We start from the raw sequence: 19304 nt of genomic DNA on the forward strand, positions 1-19304 counted from the left end.
CTGATATTTATATATTTATAATCGTATAAAATAATAGCCATAACACCGCGCGATTCTTTTATACAAAGAATGTTCGGTGTTATGGCTAAACAAAATTATTCTAATGTTGGCACTAAAGCAACTAAATGATCTACTGCAGCTTGTTCGTCTTCGCCTTCTGCTGAAATAGTAATCACTGTACCTTGCGTTAAGCCTAAAGTTTGTAATTTAAATAGGCTTTTCGCGCTTGCGCTTTTACCAGCTGAAGTTACGGTAATGTCTGAAGCGAATGCTTTTGCTTCTTTAACGAATTGTGCTGCTGGGCGAGTATGTAAGCCAGCTGCTGCTGTAATTTCAACGTCTTTTGAGTACATAATGTGTCCTTTTTAAAAGTTTAAAGTAAAAAATTTAGTGAAAAATTTAATTGTGATTCATCACCGAAACTCTCGAGCAAAATCATTCAACCATACATTCCGTTTGATTACGCATTTCATTTAATCGTGGATTAAAAGTGCGGTCGAAAAAGCTGACTTTTTTGCACGCAAAAAATTCTAGGCGCTAGTATCAATATTCTAGGTAATTAATCAAGTTAAATCGCCGAAAAATTTGAAGTAGATCACAAAAATAGATAAAACTGATTGCATTTTAAGCAACTTTTACGCAAAAAACAACAAGACATTATTTGTGTCATCGCTCAATTGCATCATTGCTTCTATTCAACGTTTCTATTTAACCCTTCTATTCAACGCTTTTATTTAACTTTACTCAATAAAGTGGCGCTGCGACTTATTTTCATCGCGGCTTGTCATTAAACGATGATAATTTTCAAAACGTATTGGATGAATTTTCCCCTGCTCCACTGCCTCACGCAATGCACATTGTGGATCGTTGAGATGCTTGCAATCTCTGAATTTGCATCCGCCTAAAAAATACTGAAATTCGCGATAACCTTTGGTGATTTGATCGGGTTCTAAATGCCACAAACCAAATTCGCGAATGCCTGGGCTATCAATTAAATTGCCACCATGTGGTAAATGATATAACCGCGAAGCCGTTGTCGTGTGTTGCCCCAGCCCAGAATTTGCACTCACTTCCCCAGTTTGTGCATTCACATCAGGTAAAATTTGGTTCACCAAACTGGATTTTCCCACCCCAGATTGCCCAACAAAAATAGAAGTGCAATCGGTCAAAAGTGAGGTCAGTTTTTCCATATTTTTCCCTGTTTCTGCGGAAATCATCAGGGTTTGATAACCAATATCTTCATAAATTTTGAGTTGTTCAGCTGCCGCCTTGAGTTCTTGTTCAGACAATAAATCAATTTTGTTTAACACGATAACCGCAGGGATATGCGCATTTTCACAAATGACTAAATAACGATCAATAATGTTCAACGACAAACTCGGCAGCACCGCAGAAACGATAATAATGCGATCAATGTTAGACGCCATCACTTTGAGCCCATCATAATAATCTGGGCGCGCCAATTCATTTTTGCGCGCTTGCACCGCTTCGATCACGCCACTAATGCCTTGTAATTGTTCTTTGCCCTCGCGCCAAATAACCCGATCCCCCACCACAACACTGGCTAAGGTTCGGCGCAAATTACAACGAAAAATCTCGCCTTGCGTATTTTCTACATCCGCGTGCATAGAATAGCGGGCGACTACGATGCCATCTTGAGTATCTCCAAGCAAATCGTCTTGCCAATCAATATTTTTTTTCTCTTGACGGCGATGGCGATCCAAGGCTTTGGCGTTATTAGAATGAATACGGCGTTTTTGATTTTGAGTTAATTTACGTTTTGTCATTAAAGTGCGGTCAATTTTCGGGTAAAATAGAAATAATTTTGAATAGGATACTGAAATTATGGCGCAAGATAAAGAAAATCTCATTTGGATCGATTTAGAAATGACGGGGTTAGACCCAAAAAAAGAACGTATTATTGAAATTGCCACCATCGTAACCGATAAAAATCTCAATATTTTGGCGGAAGGCCCTGTGCTGGCGGTTCATCAATCGGATGATTTATTAAACAAAATGAGCGATTGGTGTGTTAAAACGCATACGGCAAATGGTTTAGTGGAACGTGTGAAAGCCAGCAAGCTCACCGAACGCGCTGCGGAGTTACAAACTCTCGATTTTTTGAAAAAATGGGTGCCGAAAGGCGCATCCCCGATTTGTGGCAATAGCGTCGCGCAAGATAAACGTTTTTTATTTGAATATATGCCCGAGCTTGCGGATTATTTCCACTATCGTCATCTTGATGTCAGCACATTAAAAGAGTTGGCGCGCCGCTGGAAACCCGAAATTTTAGACGGTTTTACCAAAGCGAATACCCACCTAGCATTAGACGATATTCGTGAAAGCATTAAAGAACTGGCTTATTACCGCGAGCATTTTATTCAATTAGACTAATTTTTCAGCAAGCGAACATTTTTCTGAAATTTCCACTTGCACAACGAAAAAATAATCGTATAATGCGTTTCCGTTGTCATAGACAACCTTTGCGGGAATAGCTCAGTTGGTAGAGCACGACCTTGCCAAGGTCGGGGTCGCGAGTTCGAGCCTCGTTTCCCGCTCCAAATTTTTAAAGGATGCTTTTAAAGCATCCTTTTTTCTTATCTAAAATTCTTCCCAAATGATAGAAAAACTATCGAAAAATCGACCGTACTTTTCCATTAATTAATTTGAATTAAGGCTGATTATTGATTGAAACCATCATCACCTTTCAAAAAATATCTACGTTTAAGCAAAATCGCCATTAAGATCATCAAAAGAAATGAATAAGCGCACATCAGTAATGAATTTTTACTGTTTAATCGCTGGAAAGTGCGGTACAATTTCGCCCATTTTTAACAAGTCGAAAAAGCCTTATGCTTGCACATTCTTATTCACAATTTCTCCCTGATGAAAACGCTATGATTGCCTTTGGTCAACGATTGATTACCGCAATCTGCCAACTGCCGTCAGCGACAAATTCCAAAGGAATTACGCTATATTTAAACGGTGAGTTAGGTGCGGGGAAAACAACACTCAGCCGTGGAATGATTCAAGGACTTGGTCATCAAGGCAATGTGAAAAGCCCGACTTACACCTTGGTGGAAGAATATCATCTGCAAGGCAAACGTATTTATCACTTTGATTTATATCGCTTAAGCGATCCCGAAGAATTGGAATTTATGGGCATTCGCGATTATTTTTCAGCGGATAGCATTTGCTTAATTGAATGGGCGGAAAAAGGAAAAGGCTTGTTAGAAGAAGCGGATATTTTAGTCAACATTACTTATGCGGATACCGCTCGCCATATCGAATTGATAGCGCAAACCGCGCAAGGTGCACAAATTATCACACAATTAACATCATAAATACGAAATAATAATGAAAACACTCGGTATTTTTTCACTTAAATTTTTGCTAAAAACATTAAATGCGCTCACTTCAGCGAACAAAAACGCTATTCAAAAAATTACGTTATTTTTGACCGCACTTTTTGCGCTTTCTGCTCAGGCAGAACCTTGGACAATCGCGATTGATCCCGGCCATGGCGGCAAAGACCCTGGGGCAATTAGCCGCAGTATGCGTATGTATGAAAAAGACGTTACCATTGCGATTGCGCGCGAGCTAAAAGCTTATCTTGATAAAGATCCCAACTTTCGAGCCGTGATGACGCGCACGGGCGATTACTATATTTCTGTCCCCTCACGTTCCGAAATCGCACGGCGTAAAAAAGCCAATTATCTCGTGTCGATTCATGCTGACTCATCAGAAAATCCCCAACAACGCGGCGCGTCTGTATGGGTTTTATCCAATCGCCGCGCCAATGACGAAATGGGGCAATGGCTAGAAGATCACGAAAAACAATCAGAATTACTCGGCGGCGCAGGCAATGTACTAGCCACCCATAACAATGAAAAATATCTCAACCAAACGGTATTAGATCTACAATTTGGGCATAGCCAACGAGAAGGCTATCAATTAGGCGATGCGATTTTGCGTAATTTTGCCAAAATCACTACCCTTAGCCGTAGCCGCCCACAACACGCCAGCCTGGGGGTTTTGCGCTCGCCTGATATTCCTTCTGTGTTAGTGGAAACAGGCTTTTTGTCTAACCCAGAAGAAGAAGCCAAACTCAGCTCACCGTCTTATCGCCGCCGTATTGCCTATATTATCTATCAAGGCATTGTGGAATATCGCAGACGCAATGGTGGTGTAGATGTGAAAACTACAGTACAAATGCCGGCATTGAAGAAAGACACGGCGGAACAAACTCAGCCGCAGCAAGAAAAAGGCACTCTCGCCATTAAAGACAGTGGCGTGAAACACACCGTAAAATCGGGCGAATACCTAAATAAAATCGCCAAACAATACGATGTGAAAGCTGACGATATTGTGGCACTCAACAAACTTAAACGCAGAGAATTGTTCATCGGGCAACGTTTGCACATTCCTGATAACGGCAAAAGTACGGTCAAAACTGACGATAAATCGCAAGCTAAAACAGATAAACAAACCACCCAAACTGCGACCAACGTCAAAGACAGTGGCACCGTTTACACCGTGAAATTGGGTGATCGCTTAGACAAAATCGCTAAACAATACAATGTGAAAGCTGACGACATTGTGGAATTGAACAAACTTAAACGTAAAGAACTGTTCATCGGGCAACGTTTGCGTATTCCCGATAATGGTAAAAGTGCGGTCAAAACTGACGATAAATCGCAAGCTAAAACAGATAAACAAGCAGCCCAAACTGCGGCCAACGTCAAAGATAGTGGCACCGTTTACACCGTGAAATCGGGTGATCGCTTAGATAAAATCGCTAAACAATACAATGTGAAAACCGATGATATTCTGGCGTTAAATAACCTAAAACAACGCACATTGCGCATTGGCGATAAACTAAAAATCCCTGCGAAAGCCGCCAACGTGGAAAAAGTAAAAGCTGAAAAAGCAAAACCTGAAAAAGTAAAAGCTGAAAAAGCGAAAGTGGGAAAAGTGCAAGAAGCCAAATCGGAGAAAGAGAAAAAAGCCAACGCACAAAACAGCAAAGCGGATACAAAATCGGCGAAAGCCACAAAGGGAAAATTCCATACCGTAGAGAAAAACCAAACGCTATTTATGATTTCTCGCTTGTATGGCACCACGCCAGATAAATTATTAAAGCTCAATCCAAACTTAAAGAATGAAAAAATTATTGTTGGACAAAAAATTAGAGTGAAGGAATAGAAAATGCCAATTCAAATTTTACCCCCACAACTCGCGAACCAAATCGCTGCTGGTGAAGTGGTGGAACGCCCTGCGTCAGTGGTAAAAGAATTGGTAGAAAATAGCTTGGATGCTGGCGCCAATAACATTCGTATAGATATTGAAAACGGGGGCGCGACTTTAATTCGTATCCGCGATAATGGGCTTGGCATCGCCAAAGATGAGTTAGCACTCGCATTGGCGCGCCACGCCACCAGCAAAATCACGAGCATTGACGATCTTGAAGCAATCTTAAGTTTTGGCTTTCGTGGCGAAGCCTTAGCCAGTATCAGTTCTGTTTCTCGTCTAACACTCACTTCTCGCACCGCAGAGCAAAATGAAGCTTGGCAAGTTTTTGTGCAAGGGCGCGATCAAGAACATACTATTCGCCCCGCCTCACACCCTGTCGGCACGAGCGTTGAAGTTGCCAATCTCTTCTTCAACACCCCTGCACGCCGTAAATTTTTGCGCACAGATAAAACAGAATTTGCTCACATTGATGAAGTGATTCGCCGTATTGCGCTCGCCAAACCGCATATCGTCTTAACATTAACCCACAATGGCAAAATCATTCGCCAATATAAAAGTGCGGTCAATGATCAGCAAAAATTAAAGCGTGTCGCTGCGATCTGTGGCGATGATTTTGTACAGCACGCCCTACAAATTGATTGGAAACATGATGATTTACATCTGTCGGGTTGGGTGGCAACGCCTCAGTCCACGCGCGCGCAAAATGATCTGAATTATTGTTATATCAATGGGCGAATGGTGAAAGACAAAGTGATAAATCATGCAATTCGTCAGGCTTATGCAGAACATTTAGGTGCGGAGCAATACCCTGCTTTCGTGTTATTTTTGGATCTCAACCCCAATGATGTGGATGTTAACGTGCACCCAACCAAGCATGAAGTGCGTTTTCATCAAGCGCGTTTAATTCACGATTTTGTGTGCCAAGGCATTGCGAATGCGTTGCTCAGCGCAGAGCAATTTGATTTTTCTCAGTCCAAAGAACAAGACAACCAAATTCAAGAGCCACAAGCGAATTATTCTTATGCACCAAGCATTCGAGAAAATCGCGCTGCCGCTGGGCGTAATATTTTTTCGCCCCACTATACAGCTCAAACAACGGCTCAAACAATAACCACAGCAACAGCCCAAACAACAGGCAATACAAGCACCGCGCGTTCAGAACACACAATTAGATCAAAACGCTCTGATTTTTCACCGCACTTTTCATCAAATCCTGCCACGCCATATTTTCAGCACGAAAATGTGAGCAAGACAGAGCAAAAAGCCTATGCGGATTTATTGCAAACAGAGCCTCATGCGGATGTTTCTCTTGCGCCAATCAGCGATCAACCGCAAAACAGCAGCGTGCTGCGTGCGTTAGCATTAGTTAAAAATAAAGCCTTGTTATTACAACAAAACGAGCAGTTTTATCTGTTATCACTCACTCGCCTGCAACGAGTGCGATTTGAATTGTCATTGAATGCACAAACGGCGAAACAGCCCTTGTTGATCCCGGTGGTGTTTCGTTTAACCGACCAATTAGAACAAGCTTGGCAGCAACAAAAAACATTCTTTGAACAAGCAGGTTTTGAATTTGTGGAAAATCTTGCGCAGCACAGAATTACTCTCAACAGCGTGCCACAATGTTTGCGCCAACAAAATTTACAGTATATTGTGATGTCGCAACTCAATCATCAATTTGAAGAAATTCACGAATTTTTGACCGCACTTTGCGCGCTGCTAGAATTAGCGGATATTCAGGTCTTCGCCAGCGCGGTCAATTTGCTGCAAGAAGTGGAATTATTGATTGCCAAGCAAAATAAAATAGCCCTAAATTCACTGCTGACAGAGATCGATTTCAGCCCTTATTTAACCGAGTAATCCATGCCAAATAGCAAACCTACCGCCATTTTTCTGATGGGGCCCACCGCCTCAGGCAAAACTGATCTTGCCATAAAATTACGTCAAAGCTTACCCGTGGAAGTCATCAGTGTAGACAGCGCCTTGATTTACAAAGGTATGGATATTGGCACGGCAAAACCAAGCAAAGCAGAACTGGCATTAGCTCCTCATCGTCTTATTGATATTTTAGATCCTGCCGAAAGTTATTCCGCGATGAATTTTCGTGAAGACGCATTGCGTGAAATGGCAGAGATCACTTCACAAGGCAAAATCCCATTATTGGTAGGGGGAACAATGCTGTATTACAAAGCCTTGATGGACGGTCTTTCTCCCCTGCCAAACGCCGATGAAAAAGTGCGGTCAGAAATTGAAGAAAAAGCAGCAAAACAAGGTTGGGCAGCATTACACCAAGAATTGATGCAAATTGACCCTGTTGCTGGCGCACGCATAAACCCTAACGATAGCCAACGTATTAACCGTGCGTTGGAAGTGTTTTATCTCACAGGAAAATCGCTCACGGAATTAACTGCGCAAAAAGGGGAAAGCCTGCCTTATAATCTTCTGCAATTTGCGATTGCCCCGACTGAGCGCAGCATTTTGCACGAACGCATTGCATTACGTTTTCACAAAATGATAGAACTCGGCTTTAAACAAGAAGTGGAAAAACTCTTCGCGCGCACGGATTTGCACTTAGATCTGCCCTCTATTCGTTGTGTGGGCTATCGCCAAATGTGGGAACATTTACAAGGGGATTATAATCTGGATGAAGCTATTTATCGGGGCATTTGCGCCACCCGTCAACTCGCTAAACGCCAAATCACTTGGCTACGCGGTTGGAAAGCGCCGATCACTTGGTTAGATAGCCTGCAACAGCAGCAAAATTTAGAAAAGCTCATACAAGTCTTTGATTCGACTATGCAAAACCGCTAAAACTTGATATAGTGGAACGCGCCGCGAGAGATGAGCGGTGTATAACAACAATAAATAATAAGAAGGTACCCAAATGGCAAAAGGACAATCATTACAAGATCCTTATTTAAACGCACTCCGTCGTGAGCGTATCCCCGTGTCGATTTATCTTGTGAATGGCATTAAATTGCAAGGTCAAATCGAGTCATTCGACCAATTTGTCATTCTGTTGAAGAACACAGTTAATCAAATGGTATATAAACACGCCATTTCTACTGTGGTTCCTGCGCGCGCGGTGTCGCACCACAACAATAATGCGCAATATCAACAGTCTCAAAATACCGCAGCTGCGCCTGCTGAAACAGCGCAAACGGAATAATCGTTGACTAACGAGAATTTATCCAATCCAAGTGCGGTGAAAATTTGTGAAATTTCCACCGCACTTTCTACATCTCCAGAAAATACCTCGCACTCACATCAATCCGATCGTGCGATTGTCGTGCATGTTTTCTTTTCACAAATTAAAAATTTAGACGATTTAACCGAATTTCAGCTGCTCGCCAAATCGGATCAAGTTGAGATTGCAGAAGTGATTACCACTTCACGCAGCACGCCACAAGCGAAATATTTTGTCGGACAAGGTAAAGCCGATGAAATAGCCCAAGCCGTAAAAACCCACGATGCCGATGTGATTTTAGTTAATCATCAGCTCACACCAGCGCAGGCGCGTAATTTGGAAAGCTTGTGTCAATGTCGTGTTGTGGATAGGACAGGATTAATTTTGGATATTTTTGCCCAACGTGCCCGTTCTCACGAAGGTAAACTGCAAGTGGAATTGGCTCAATTAAAACATTTAGCCACAAGATTAGTGCGTCGTAAAACAGGGTTGGATCAACAAAAAGGGGCGGTCGGCTTGCGCGGGCCTGGCGAAACCCAACTAGAAACCGATCGCCGTTTAATTAAAGTGCGCATTGCACAGCTGCAAAATCGCCTTGAGAAAGTGACAAAACAGCGTAATCAAAACCGCCAAACTCGGCAAAAGGCTGATATTCCCACTGTCTCACTGGTTGGCTACACCAATGCAGGAAAATCTACCTTATTCAATAAGTTGACGCAGTCTGATGTGTATGCAGCAGATCAACTTTTCGCCACGTTAGACCCAACTTTGCGCCGTTTACACATTCAAGATGTGGGCACCACTATTTTAGCGGACACCGTAGGATTTATCCGTGATTTGCCACACGCTTTGGTTTCCGCGTTTAAATCAACCCTGCAAGAAACCACGGAAGCCAGTTTATTACTGCATGTCATTGACGCTAGCGATACGCGTAAATTGGAAAATATGGACGCCGTGCACCAAGTTTTAGAAGAAATTAACGCACAAGATATACCTGTGCTATTGGTTTACAATAAAATTGATCAGCTAGAAAACATACAACCGCATATTGAGTGGAATGAGGAAAACCAGCCCGTAGCGGTTTATTTATCCGCCCAATCAAGCGCAGGTATTGAGCTTTTATTTGATGCTATTCGCTTACGCTTAAGTGATGAAATTTTTAAATTACATATTTCTCTCGCCCCCAATCTTGGACGAGTTCGCCATGCTTTTTATGAGCTAAATTGCATTCGCCAAGAACACATCAATGAACAAGGGGAATTTGAGCTAGCTATCGAAATCGACAAAGTTGAATGGCTGAAATTAGTGAAGCAGTTTCCGTTGTTAGAGCAATATACGCCAAGTGAAGTGAAAAGTACGATTTGTTAATGATAAATGGTTAAAGCTAAAGAATTGAACTATATATGATATAAAAAATAAGGAATAGATTAAAAACCTATTCCTTATAAAACATTACACTAATCTATAAAATTCATTAAAAATGATAATTTAGCCCTAGCTTATAGTTGGTATATTTAGCAGAAATCTTTTGCTCCATATATCCTTTTAATGGTTTAAGATGTGTTCTATTAACTTCTAAATTAAGCGAAACATTGTCTGTCAACGCATAGAAGAATCCCACACCATAGTTGTAACCATAATCAAAATAAGAATGTTTCCCTATAAGCTGATTTCTACCTGGCGCATATCCTGAGAGATGTTCACAACGCCATTCACCTCCTACAAATGGAGTCCTACAGCTTTCAGGTCCTCGTCCATCCATAGAAGTAAATCTAAAATCAATTTTTGCGAAAGATGCTCCTAATGAGACATAAGGCAAGAACCTCTCTTTTACTTTATATCCTATAATACCTTTTAGTTTTGTCTCAAATTTAAGATGACTATATCCATCTGGAAGTGTAACTTCATGAGTTATAGGTTTTTTTTGACTTATCAGAAATAATTGATCATTATTTTTTTTATGATTGAATTTATTTAATGAAAGCTCCCAACCCAAAACCCAAGATGACTCTACTTCTTCTAAATAACCTAATTGTATTCCAAATGAATGCCGCCCTACTTTAAAATTCCCACCTTGCAAATGAGGATTTAAAGGGTTGCTTGGATCTTGCTCTATTTCGCTGCCAATAAAATTGAGAGGGCTATTTTTATCGTGAATAGAAGGGGTCTCAAGGTCAAGATGGCCAACATTATACCCCACATTTACGCCAGCATAATAACCAGTCCAGTTTGTTGCTTGCGCAAATGGCATGCTAAATAAACCAATTCCTAAAAGAACTATGTGTTTTTTCATAATAAATCCTGCTTTATTATCCTATAAGTTCATGTTAAAACCCCTAGCTCTTTAAAGCTAGAGATTTTGAACAAATTATATTCAGATATACTAAAAACGGTAATTTAAGCCTAATTTATAGTTTGTATATTTAGCTGAAATGTCCGCACTCATATAACCATTTAATGGTTCCATATGCGTTCTACTTATTTCCATATTAAGCACTACCTTATCAGTTAATGCATAGAAGAAGCCTATTCCATAATTATAGCCATAATCATAATAAGAGTGTTTTGATAAAAGTTGATTTCTTCCCCATGCATAATCAGCAAGATTTTCACAAGACCAGCTAATATCATTCTGACCTCTAGTACAACTCTCAGCTTTATTGGCTATCTGATAATCAATTTTTGCAAGGGATGCACCTAACGAGACATATGGTACAAAATCTTCTTTAATTTTATAACCAATAATGCCTTTTAATTTTGCATCAAATTTAATCTGACTACGTCCTCCGCTAAAAGTCATATTATGAACATACGGTTCACTTTTGCTTTCAATGATGAAAGGAGAGTCATTTCTTTTATGTGTAAAACGATTTAATGAAAGTTCCCAACCTAAAACCCAAGAAGAATCAGTTTCGGTTAGATGACCTAATTGTATACCGTATGAGGTCGATCCAACTCCCATTCTTCCATTTTCAGGTGAACCAGATATTTCGCCAATGATAGGAATTTCTTCATATATTTTATGGAATGGGCTATTTCCATCAGACAGAGATGTATTTTCTAAGGTAACAGTCCCTGAATTTAACCCTACATTAACACCTGCATAATAACCAGTCCAATTTGTAGCATGTGCAAATGGGATGCTAAGAGCACCAAGGCTTAACAACACAATGTTCTTTTTCATCATAATAAACCCTTTTTTGAATTAAATAAATCCGAAATGAATTCTAACAAAAACAATAACGAAATGATAGAATAATTTTTGAAATATGGGAACAAAATTGAAATATAGATGTCGATTTACGGATAAGTTGCAATTAATTATTAATCGGATATGAAATATATTGACTAATCACTCAGAAAAAACACGACCACTTTCATCGCTCTAAAAAGAAAAAATAGCCACATCATCAAAAATGTGGCTAAGTATTATTTAATTACCCAATCGTCTGAAATTTATTTTCAGATTGCTTATTTTCCGATTCCGTAGGCTTTCAATTTATTTGCCACAGCGGTGTGTGATACCCCTAATCTCGCAGCCAGTTTTCTTGTGCTTGGGTATTGTTTATAAAACTCTCGCAATACTTGGCTTTCATAGCTCGACATAATTTCATCAAGGGTTAAATCTGCAAATTGTTCAACAGACATTTCGTTGTTTAAAGCTATGGGGGCTTTTGCTTGTAAATTTAAGTGGACAATTGAAAGTTGGTTATTTTCAGCCAGTGAACAAGCTCGATATAAGGCGTTGTAAAGTTCCCGCACGTTGCCCGTCCAAGTATAATTTTTTAAATATTGCAAGAAAGATTCATCAAAGTGCGGTGCTGAAATATGAAGATTTTCACTGATTTGGGCAACGAACAACGCCACTAATTCCGCCATATCTTCTTGACGTTCACGCAAAGTTGGCACGTCTAAACTCAACACATTTAAGCGATGAAATAAATCTGCACGCACTTTCCCCTGCTCCACATATTGCTCAAGCGACACTTGTGAGGTGCAAATGACGCGAACATTCGCATAATGTTCACGTTCTTCTCCCACGCGGCGAAAGCTGCCATCAGTCAGAAAGCGCAATAATTTGGCTTGCAGTGGCAACGATAGCTCCGCAATACCGTCTAACAAAACGGTGCCACCATCGGCATATTCAAAAAAACCCTGCGTGGTTTTATCGCCCTTTGCTTGACCAAACATTTCGCTTTCCGCATCTTCACTTGGCAAGCCTGCGCAGTTCACCGCGATAAACTTGCCCGCAGAACGAGCACTCCATTGATGACAAGCCTTGGCAATTAAATCTTTGCCCGTACCAGTTTCCCCTTGAATTAGTAACGGGGCATCTAATTGAGCAAATTTTTTCGCATTTTCCACTAAAATTCGCATTTTCGGGCTATGTGCCACGATGTTATCAAAACTAACATTATCAAAGCTAAAGTGCAGTGAATTTTCTGTCATTTTTTCTTGTTCCATAAAAAACATTGCTTGTAAATGTACGCTGAAATGCGTTAAACGTCAATTTATGTTTACAGCATTCTAAACTTTTTCCTTTTCTTTTAATTTGCTCGGATTTAATACCGCGTTTTTCAAGGTGGTTAATAATTCTTTTTGAATATGGCGCAAGCGCGGTTTCTCGTCACGTTGAAATACCATTGGACGACAAAATTCCATCGCTTTAATGCCTAAGCGCGCGGTTAATAAGCCAACGCCAATACCTTGTGCGGCACGGGCGGATAGCTTCGCAGTGAGATCTTGCGAGATCCAATCCATACCAAGATCATGTAGCAATTCTGTTGCGCCAGTAAAGGCAATATTCATCAGCACTAAACGCATTAGGCGTAAGCGGCTGAAATAGCCTAATTCAATGCCGTAAATTTTGGCGATGCGATTAACTAAGCGGATATTTCGCCATGCCACAAAAAACATATCCACCACAGCCAATGGGCTGATCGCCACAACCGTCGCACTTTCAATGGCGGTGCGGGTGATGATTTTTTTCGCTTGCTTATCCGCAGTAACCAAAACATTTTGGCTGAATAAATAGGCAATTTCTTCTGCAGAATGTCCATCATTAATTTGGCGTTGCCATTGCAATAAAGCAGGATGTTGCTCGTCAATCTGCATTTCATCCGCAATTTTTTCGCACAGCGCTTTGCTTTGCTCAGGGGTAAAATGTTCGGCAGAAAAATTTTCCTGAAAAATGACCGCACTTTGCGCTTGTCTGTCTAAATGCTGACGCAAATATCGCAAACGCCACATTTCTTTGAACAGCGCCGAAACGCCTAATACGACAAAAGAACAGCTCACTAAAGCAAACACAAAATAAATCCATTGATGGGCTTGCCAAGTATCCACCAGCCATTGCACAGACTGCGCAACAGTGCCCACTAAAAAAAGCACAAGCGTTAATACCACAAGGCGTTTCCACCAGCGTGGTTTAGGATTAATCGCCTGTTCAAAGTTTTCCGTAAGCAATTCGCCATCTAAAGGCTCTGCGCCTAAAGAATCGATATCTAAAGAATCAACGCTAAGTGCGGTCAAATCTGGCGTAATTTCTGCGCTGTCATCAAACTCTTTTTTCGGCTGGAAAGTTTCCTGAGTTTCAGTGGTTTCAACCTGTTCAAAAATTCGTTTATCGTTCATATATTTCTCTAATTAATGATCTAAATCACAAAAGCAGCATTTCCTACTATTCCATATAACCATGAAGTGTTAGAATTTTGCCATTCTTTTTTACATTTCATTTTAAAGGTGATTATATGACATTTCGTATTGAAAAAGACACTATGGGTGAAGTTCAAGTTCCTGCAGAACGTTATTGGGCAGCGCAAACTGAACGTTCACGCAATAACTTCAAAATTGGCCCCGCTGCGTCAATGCCAAAAGAAATTATTGAAGCATTCGGTTATTTGAAAAAAGCCGCAGCATTTGCAAATGCGGATTTAGGCGTATTACCTGTTGAAAAACGTGATTTAATCAGCGCTGCCTGTGATGAAATTTTAGCGGGCAAATTAGATGAAGAATTCCCATTAGTCATTTGGCAAACAGGTTCAGGCACACAATCAAATATGAACCTAAACGAAGTGATTGCCAACCGCGCGCACGTACTTCACGGCGGTAAATTAGGTGAAAAATCTTATATCCACCCAAATGATGATGTCAATAAATCACAATCTTCAAACGATACTTATCCAACAGCAATGCACATTGCGGCATACAAAAAAGTAGTTGAAGCAACTATCCCAGCGGTAGAACGTTTACAAAAAACCTTTGCGGCAAAATCTGAAGCCTTCAAAGATGTGGTGAAAATCGGTCGTACTCACTTAATGGATGCAACGCCATTAACACTGGGTCAAGAATTTTCCGCCTATGCGGCACAATTACATTTCGGCTTAATTGCATTGAAAAATACCCTTCCACACTTGCGCCAAATGGCATTAGGCGGCACAGCGGTCGGTACGGGTTTAAATACGCCAAAAGGTTATGATGTGAAAGTGGCTGAATACATTGCCAAATTCACTGGCTTGCCATTTATCACGGCAGAAAATAAATTTGAAGCATTAGCAACTCACGATGCGATTGTTGAAACCCACGGTGCGTTAAAACAAATTGCTATGTCTTTATTCAAAATCGCAAACGACATTCGTTTGTTAGCTTCTGGCCCACGCTCTGGTATTGGTGAAATTTTAATTCCAGAAAATGAACCAGGTTCATCAATTATGCCGGGTAAAGTCAACCCAACTCAATGTGAAGCAATGACAATGGTGGCAGCGCAAGTATTAGGTAACGACACCACCATTTCATTTGCGGGTTCACAAGGTCAATTCCAATTAAACGTGTTTAAACCTGTGATGGCGGCAAACTTCTTACAATCTGCTCAACTTTTAGCCGATGTTTGTATCTCATTTGATGAACACTGCGCATCAGGTATTGAGCCAAACTATGCACGTATCAAACAGCAACTTGATAATTCATTAATGTTGGTGACGGCATTAAATACCCATATTGGCTATGAAAATGCGGCGAAAATCGCTAAAACTGCGCACAAAAATGGCACAACATTGCGTGAAGAAGCCATCAATCTTGGCTTAGTGTCCGCAGAAGATTTCGACAAATGGGTACGCCCTGAAGATATGGTTGGCGCATTAAAATAAGCTCACATTGATAAAAATCAGAAAGGCGGCGAGAAGTCGCCTTTTTTTTCTGACGGATCTTGGTATAATCGACAAAATTCATTCGCTGATTATGCGTCTGTTACCTATTTTAGAGATCACTTATGAGATTTAAACGCTTACTCACTGCTATTTTATGCCTAATTCCGACCGCACTTTTGGCAGATTGGCAACCCGTTGGCAAAGCAGATTATAACTGGGGACCTTTCCATGTTTATACGATTTCGCTCTACACGGAAAACGGTAAATATGAAGAAAATCAAACACCAGCTATGCTAAGCTTTGATTATGCCAAACCCGTGGAAGGCAAAAATTTCGCTATCACTTTGATTAAAGAAATGAGTGCGCTGTCGATTGATAAAGCAAAAACAGAAAAATGGCTAAAAGAGTTACAAGAGATTCTGCCAGACTGCTCGCCAAACGACCGTCTGAATTATATTATTTTGGAAGATAAGGGATACTTTGTATTAAATGATCAGGTGTTAGATCACCAATTTGATCCTGAATTTAACCATGCTTTTATGGATTTGTGGGTGTCGGGAAAAACGACCTTTGCTCCATTAAAAGATTCACTTACAGGCAAGGGGGAAAACAAGGCGTCAGAGCCAACGCCTAAACAGCCTGAAGTCGCGCCAATGCAAGAAGATGACGCCAGTCCGCAACTTCCACCGACCTATAAATTAGAGAACAAAGATAAAGTAGATGCGTAAACATTAACTCCACATACTAATCCTACATAGTTGTGGAGTTATGTTTTATACAATCTAAAAATATTCCTTAATTTCACCGCACTTTAATGCATATTTTGCTGATATTTAAACGACTTTTAACTTTGCTTAAATTCTTTAATTTTTAATACATACTGGGAAAATTTATTGAATTCATGGCTTTCAATATCGTCCCAGATAATATCGTAATAAGGTGCAAGCACGTCAGCACTACGGTTAGCATTGACCACTTCATCAAGGCTAGAAAGCAAAACTAACGCTCGCCCTTTATTTTTTTCACGAAAGTGATTGATGCATTTAGATTGAATATCTTCAAATTCTTCTGGTCTATCAATTTTATCTTGCAGAATTTCCGCGGGGAATAAGGTCGGATTGAGCAAAACCTGCTTAATCCCACAAAGAAACCCCACACGCTCCGCCCAATAGCCCCCAAGCCCAACACCGCAAATAAGCGGCGATTTGTCTTCTGTACGAGAAATTAATTTATGCGTTTCTTGCAACAAATGTTGCATATCGTGGCGCGGGTGCAAGGTGCTGTAATTGACAAAACGCACATCGTCATCGATAAAACGCAATTGCACCATTTTTTCATAATCATTCGCGTGGCTAGATGAAAAACCGTGTAAATAAATAATCATAACTGCCTCCTTTTCAGTAAAACTTGAAATATCTTACGCCAAAGTGCGGTCAAAAATCTGAAGATTTTGCTGATTTTGTGATCTTGCTCGCGAAATAATCTAGGATTTTCTCCGCAATATTCTGCTGATTTGTTTTTTCAATCATCTCAAGCCCGGGGCTGGCATTCACTTCTAACACAAGAAAACCACGATTCGATGAGATCAAATCGACGCCCGCAACCTCTAATCCAATAGCTTTCGTTGCCTTGATCGCGATTTGTTTCGCGCTCTCTGGCAAGACAATTTGTTCAGCTTTTCCGCCTAAATGGCAGTTAGCCCGAAATTCGCCCTGCTGCCCGCGGCGTTGCATCGTGGCAACCACTTTATCGCCGACAACAAAACAGCGAATATCAGCCCCAGCAGATTCCGAAATAAATTCTTGTATTAACAATGGTTGTTTCAAATCTTGCCAAATTTTGACCGCACTTTGCGCTGTTTTGACAAGCATCACGCCCTCCCCTTGCATGCCTGATAAGGTTTTTATGACTAAAGGAAAAGTCATATTGGCAAATAATTGCTGCGCTTGTAATTCGTTGCCAGCTAATTGGGTTTCGGGGATAGCAATGTTAGCCTGAGCTAATACTTGCAAACTTCGCCATTTATCTCGCGCCAATAAAATCGCTTGTTCTTCATTTAAACAAGGAATGTTTTTCCCTTGAAAATGCTTTAACACCGCACAGCCTTGCGCAGTCGAGCTTGTGCCAAATCGCGGCAACACGCCATCATAATCGGGCAGCAAATAAGGCGTTGATTGGTGCTCTTCTTGATAATACAAGGCAAAGTGCGGTGCGTTTTGTTGAAGTTTTAAAATGCAACGATTGGGATCTAAAATATCCATTTTATGACCGCACTTTTCAGCGGCTGCTTTCAAGCGTTGGCAGCTGTAAAGCCTTGGTTCACGACATAACATTAAAAAATGCATCATATTCTCCTTGCGTTGATATATTACACCAATCAAAGAGTTCGGTGAAAACTCCTTTCTTATTTTGCGATGAAAACGTAAAATAAGAGCGTTTTTTGATGATAAAGAAGGAAAAGAAAATGTTTGTAGTGATTTTTGGTCGCCCTGGTTGCCCATATTGCGTACGTGCAAAAAACTTAGCTGAAAAATTACAAGGCGAAGTGGCCGATTTTGATTTCCGCTATGTGGATATTCACGCAGAAGGTATCAGCAAAGAAGATTTATCAAAATCAGTGGGCAAACCTGTGGAAACTGTGCCACAAATTTTCATTGATGAAAAACCAATTGGTGGTTGCACAGATTTTGAAGCATTGATGAAAGAACAATTTGGTATTGTGGCTTAATCAATTTAGATAAAATCTCAACCCTTAACCCAAGTGCGGTCAGAAATTTAGAAATTTTTGACCGCACTTTTTTTGGTAAAAATTAAGCGGGCTAACCTCGTGGATGAAATTTTGCGTGTAAGCGTTTTAGGCGTTCTTTAGCAACGTGGGTATAGATTTGTGTGGTTGAAAGATCGCTGTGCCCAAGCAGCATTTGCACAACCCTCAAATCGGCACCGTGATTCACCAAGTGCGTTGCAAAAGCATGGCGCAAGACATGGGGTGATAAGCTATTGCTGTCAATTTCCGCCAGCACCGCGTAATACTTAATGCGATGCCAAAAGGTTTGGCGCGTCATTTGTACTGCGCGTTTACTTGGAAAGACAACATCCGAGCTTTGTCCGTTAAGCAAGACAGGGCGGCCATAAGAAATAAACTCGCCGACCCAATAAGCAGCCTCTTCTCCCATTGGCACGATGCGTTCCTTATTGCCTTTACCAATCACACGCACTACGCCCTGTGAAAGGCTAATATTATCCATGGATAAGGACACCAATTCAGTAACGCGCAAGCCTGTGGCATACAGCAATTCAAGCATGGCTTTGTCGCGCAATTCTAATGGCACATCAATGCTTGGGGCTTGCAATAAATCATTCACTTGTTGCTCTGTTAAGTATTTGGGTAAGCGACTGGGCAATTTAGGTGAAGAAAGCACCGCACTTGGGTCATCGCTGCGATATTTTTCACGATACAAATATTGAAACAGCTTGCGCATCGCACTCAATAAACGCGCGGTGCTGGTGGCTTTATAACCTTGCTCAACCCGTTCGCCAAGAAATGCTTGCAGCTCAACAGGATCCAAACTTTCCAACGTTAAAGATTGACCGCCAAGCCAATTTGCCAAGGCGGTGAGATCTAAACGATAAGATTGTATCGTGTTTTCTGATAGCCCTTTTTCTAGCCAAAGTTCGTTTAGAAAAAGCTCAATAAGTGCGGTGTCTTTCATCGCTGT

19 protein-coding genes and 1 tRNA gene are annotated in these 19304 nt (G+C 40.9%); 11 read left to right on the plus strand and 9 right to left on the minus strand.

Annotated features, from left to right (window positions below):
* Window positions 1–95: 95 nt before the first annotated feature.
* Complete coding sequence (gene ptsH / locus C8D76_RS04465; RefSeq protein ID WP_115638499.1) at window positions 96–353, minus strand: phosphocarrier protein Hpr; 258 nt, start codon at window positions 351–353, stop codon at window positions 96–98.
* Window positions 354–740: 387 nt separating this feature from the next.
* Complete coding sequence (rsgA, locus tag C8D76_RS04470; RefSeq protein ID WP_116631603.1) at window positions 741–1787, minus strand: small ribosomal subunit biogenesis GTPase RsgA; 1047 nt, start codon at window positions 1785–1787, stop codon at window positions 741–743.
* A gap of 58 nt (window positions 1788–1845) precedes the next feature.
* Here rsgA and orn point away from each other — a divergent pair, with 58 nt between their 5' ends.
* From orn to hflX, 8 genes are all read left to right on the plus strand, one after another.
* Window positions 1846–2394, plus strand: coding sequence for an oligoribonuclease (gene orn / locus C8D76_RS04475; RefSeq protein ID WP_116631604.1), 549 nt, complete (start codon window positions 1846–1848; stop codon window positions 2392–2394).
* Between the two features lie 91 nt (window positions 2395–2485).
* Window positions 2486–2561: transfer RNA gene (locus tag C8D76_RS04480), tRNA-Gly, on the plus strand.
* A gap of 291 nt (window positions 2562–2852) precedes the next feature.
* A complete protein-coding gene (gene tsaE / locus C8D76_RS04485; protein ID WP_116631605.1) occupies window positions 2853–3344 on the plus strand; it encodes a tRNA (adenosine(37)-N6)-threonylcarbamoyltransferase complex ATPase subunit type 1 TsaE in 492 nt (163 codons plus the stop codon).
* A 91-nt stretch (window positions 3345–3435) separates the two neighbouring features.
* Window positions 3436–5205, plus strand: a complete 1770-nt coding sequence (locus C8D76_RS04490) for a LysM peptidoglycan-binding domain-containing protein (protein ID WP_479768639.1) — start codon at window positions 3436–3438, stop codon at window positions 5203–5205.
* Between the two features lie 3 nt (window positions 5206–5208).
* Window positions 5209–7113 (plus strand): DNA mismatch repair endonuclease MutL, encoded by a 1905-nt coding sequence (gene mutL, locus C8D76_RS04495; RefSeq protein WP_116631607.1) that lies wholly within the window; start codon window positions 5209–5211, stop codon window positions 7111–7113.
* A 3-nt stretch (window positions 7114–7116) separates the two neighbouring features.
* Window positions 7117–8064 carry a tRNA (adenosine(37)-N6)-dimethylallyltransferase MiaA gene (gene miaA / locus C8D76_RS04500; protein WP_116631608.1) on the plus strand — a complete coding sequence of 316 codons (948 nt, stop codon included), beginning with the start codon at window positions 7117–7119 and terminating at the stop codon, window positions 8062–8064.
* 73 nt (window positions 8065–8137) lie between these two features.
* The gene (gene hfq, locus C8D76_RS04505) at window positions 8138–8422 is read left to right on the plus strand and encodes an RNA chaperone Hfq (RefSeq protein WP_116631609.1); all 285 of its coding nucleotides are present in this window, start codon (window positions 8138–8140) and stop codon (window positions 8420–8422) included.
* Window positions 8423–8425: 3 nt separating this feature from the next.
* A complete protein-coding gene (gene hflX, locus C8D76_RS04510) occupies window positions 8426–9808 on the plus strand; it encodes a ribosome rescue GTPase HflX (protein WP_116631610.1) in 1383 nt (460 codons plus the stop codon).
* Between the two features lie 106 nt (window positions 9809–9914).
* Here the strand turns inward: hflX and C8D76_RS04515 are convergent, their stop codons facing one another.
* The 4 genes from C8D76_RS04515 to C8D76_RS04530 form a co-directional block, all read right to left on the minus strand.
* A complete protein-coding gene (locus C8D76_RS04515; RefSeq protein WP_116631611.1) occupies window positions 9915–10733 on the minus strand; it encodes an outer membrane protein in 819 nt (272 codons plus the stop codon).
* 90 nt (window positions 10734–10823) lie between these two features.
* The gene (locus C8D76_RS04520; RefSeq protein ID WP_116631612.1) at window positions 10824–11627 is read right to left on the minus strand and encodes an outer membrane protein; all 804 of its coding nucleotides are present in this window, start codon (window positions 11625–11627) and stop codon (window positions 10824–10826) included.
* 284 nt (window positions 11628–11911) lie between these two features.
* A complete protein-coding gene (locus C8D76_RS04525) occupies window positions 11912–12904 on the minus strand; it encodes a sigma 54-interacting transcriptional regulator (protein WP_423802746.1) in 993 nt (330 codons plus the stop codon).
* A 63-nt stretch (window positions 12905–12967) separates the two neighbouring features.
* A complete protein-coding gene (locus tag C8D76_RS04530) occupies window positions 12968–14074 on the minus strand; it encodes a TIGR01620 family protein (RefSeq protein ID WP_116631613.1) in 1107 nt (368 codons plus the stop codon).
* 116 nt (window positions 14075–14190) lie between these two features.
* On the opposite strand from C8D76_RS04530, the gene fumC reads away from it, so the two are divergent.
* Complete coding sequence (fumC, locus tag C8D76_RS04535; RefSeq protein WP_116631614.1) at window positions 14191–15585, plus strand: class II fumarate hydratase; 1395 nt, start codon at window positions 14191–14193, stop codon at window positions 15583–15585.
* A 122-nt stretch (window positions 15586–15707) separates the two neighbouring features.
* A complete protein-coding gene (locus tag C8D76_RS04540; RefSeq protein ID WP_116631615.1) occupies window positions 15708–16313 on the plus strand; it encodes a hypothetical protein in 606 nt (201 codons plus the stop codon).
* Between the two features lie 116 nt (window positions 16314–16429).
* Here the strand turns inward: C8D76_RS04540 and ycfP are convergent, their stop codons facing one another.
* Together ycfP and C8D76_RS04550 are read right to left on the minus strand one after the other, a co-directional pair.
* Window positions 16430–16969, minus strand: coding sequence for an alpha/beta hydrolase YcfP (ycfP, locus tag C8D76_RS04545; protein WP_116631616.1), 540 nt, complete (start codon window positions 16967–16969; stop codon window positions 16430–16432).
* A 49-nt stretch (window positions 16970–17018) separates the two neighbouring features.
* Complete coding sequence (locus C8D76_RS04550) at window positions 17019–17930, minus strand: ATP-grasp domain-containing protein (RefSeq protein WP_116631617.1); 912 nt, start codon at window positions 17928–17930, stop codon at window positions 17019–17021.
* A gap of 119 nt (window positions 17931–18049) precedes the next feature.
* Here C8D76_RS04550 and C8D76_RS04555 point away from each other — a divergent pair, with 119 nt between their 5' ends.
* Window positions 18050–18313: a GrxA family glutaredoxin gene (locus C8D76_RS04555; RefSeq protein WP_116631618.1), complete on the plus strand. Its 264-nt coding sequence runs from the start codon at window positions 18050–18052 to the stop codon at window positions 18311–18313.
* Between the two features lie 91 nt (window positions 18314–18404).
* On the opposite strand, the gene xerD is transcribed toward C8D76_RS04555, so the two are convergent.
* Window positions 18405–19298, minus strand: a complete 894-nt coding sequence (gene xerD, locus C8D76_RS04560) for a site-specific tyrosine recombinase XerD (protein ID WP_116631619.1) — start codon at window positions 19296–19298, stop codon at window positions 18405–18407.
* Between the last annotated feature and the right edge of the window lie 6 nt (window positions 19299–19304).

This window comes from Alitibacter langaaensis DSM 22999, assembly GCF_003096995.1.
GTDB classification, from domain to species: Bacteria; Pseudomonadota; Gammaproteobacteria; order Enterobacterales; family Pasteurellaceae; genus Exercitatus; species Exercitatus langaaensis.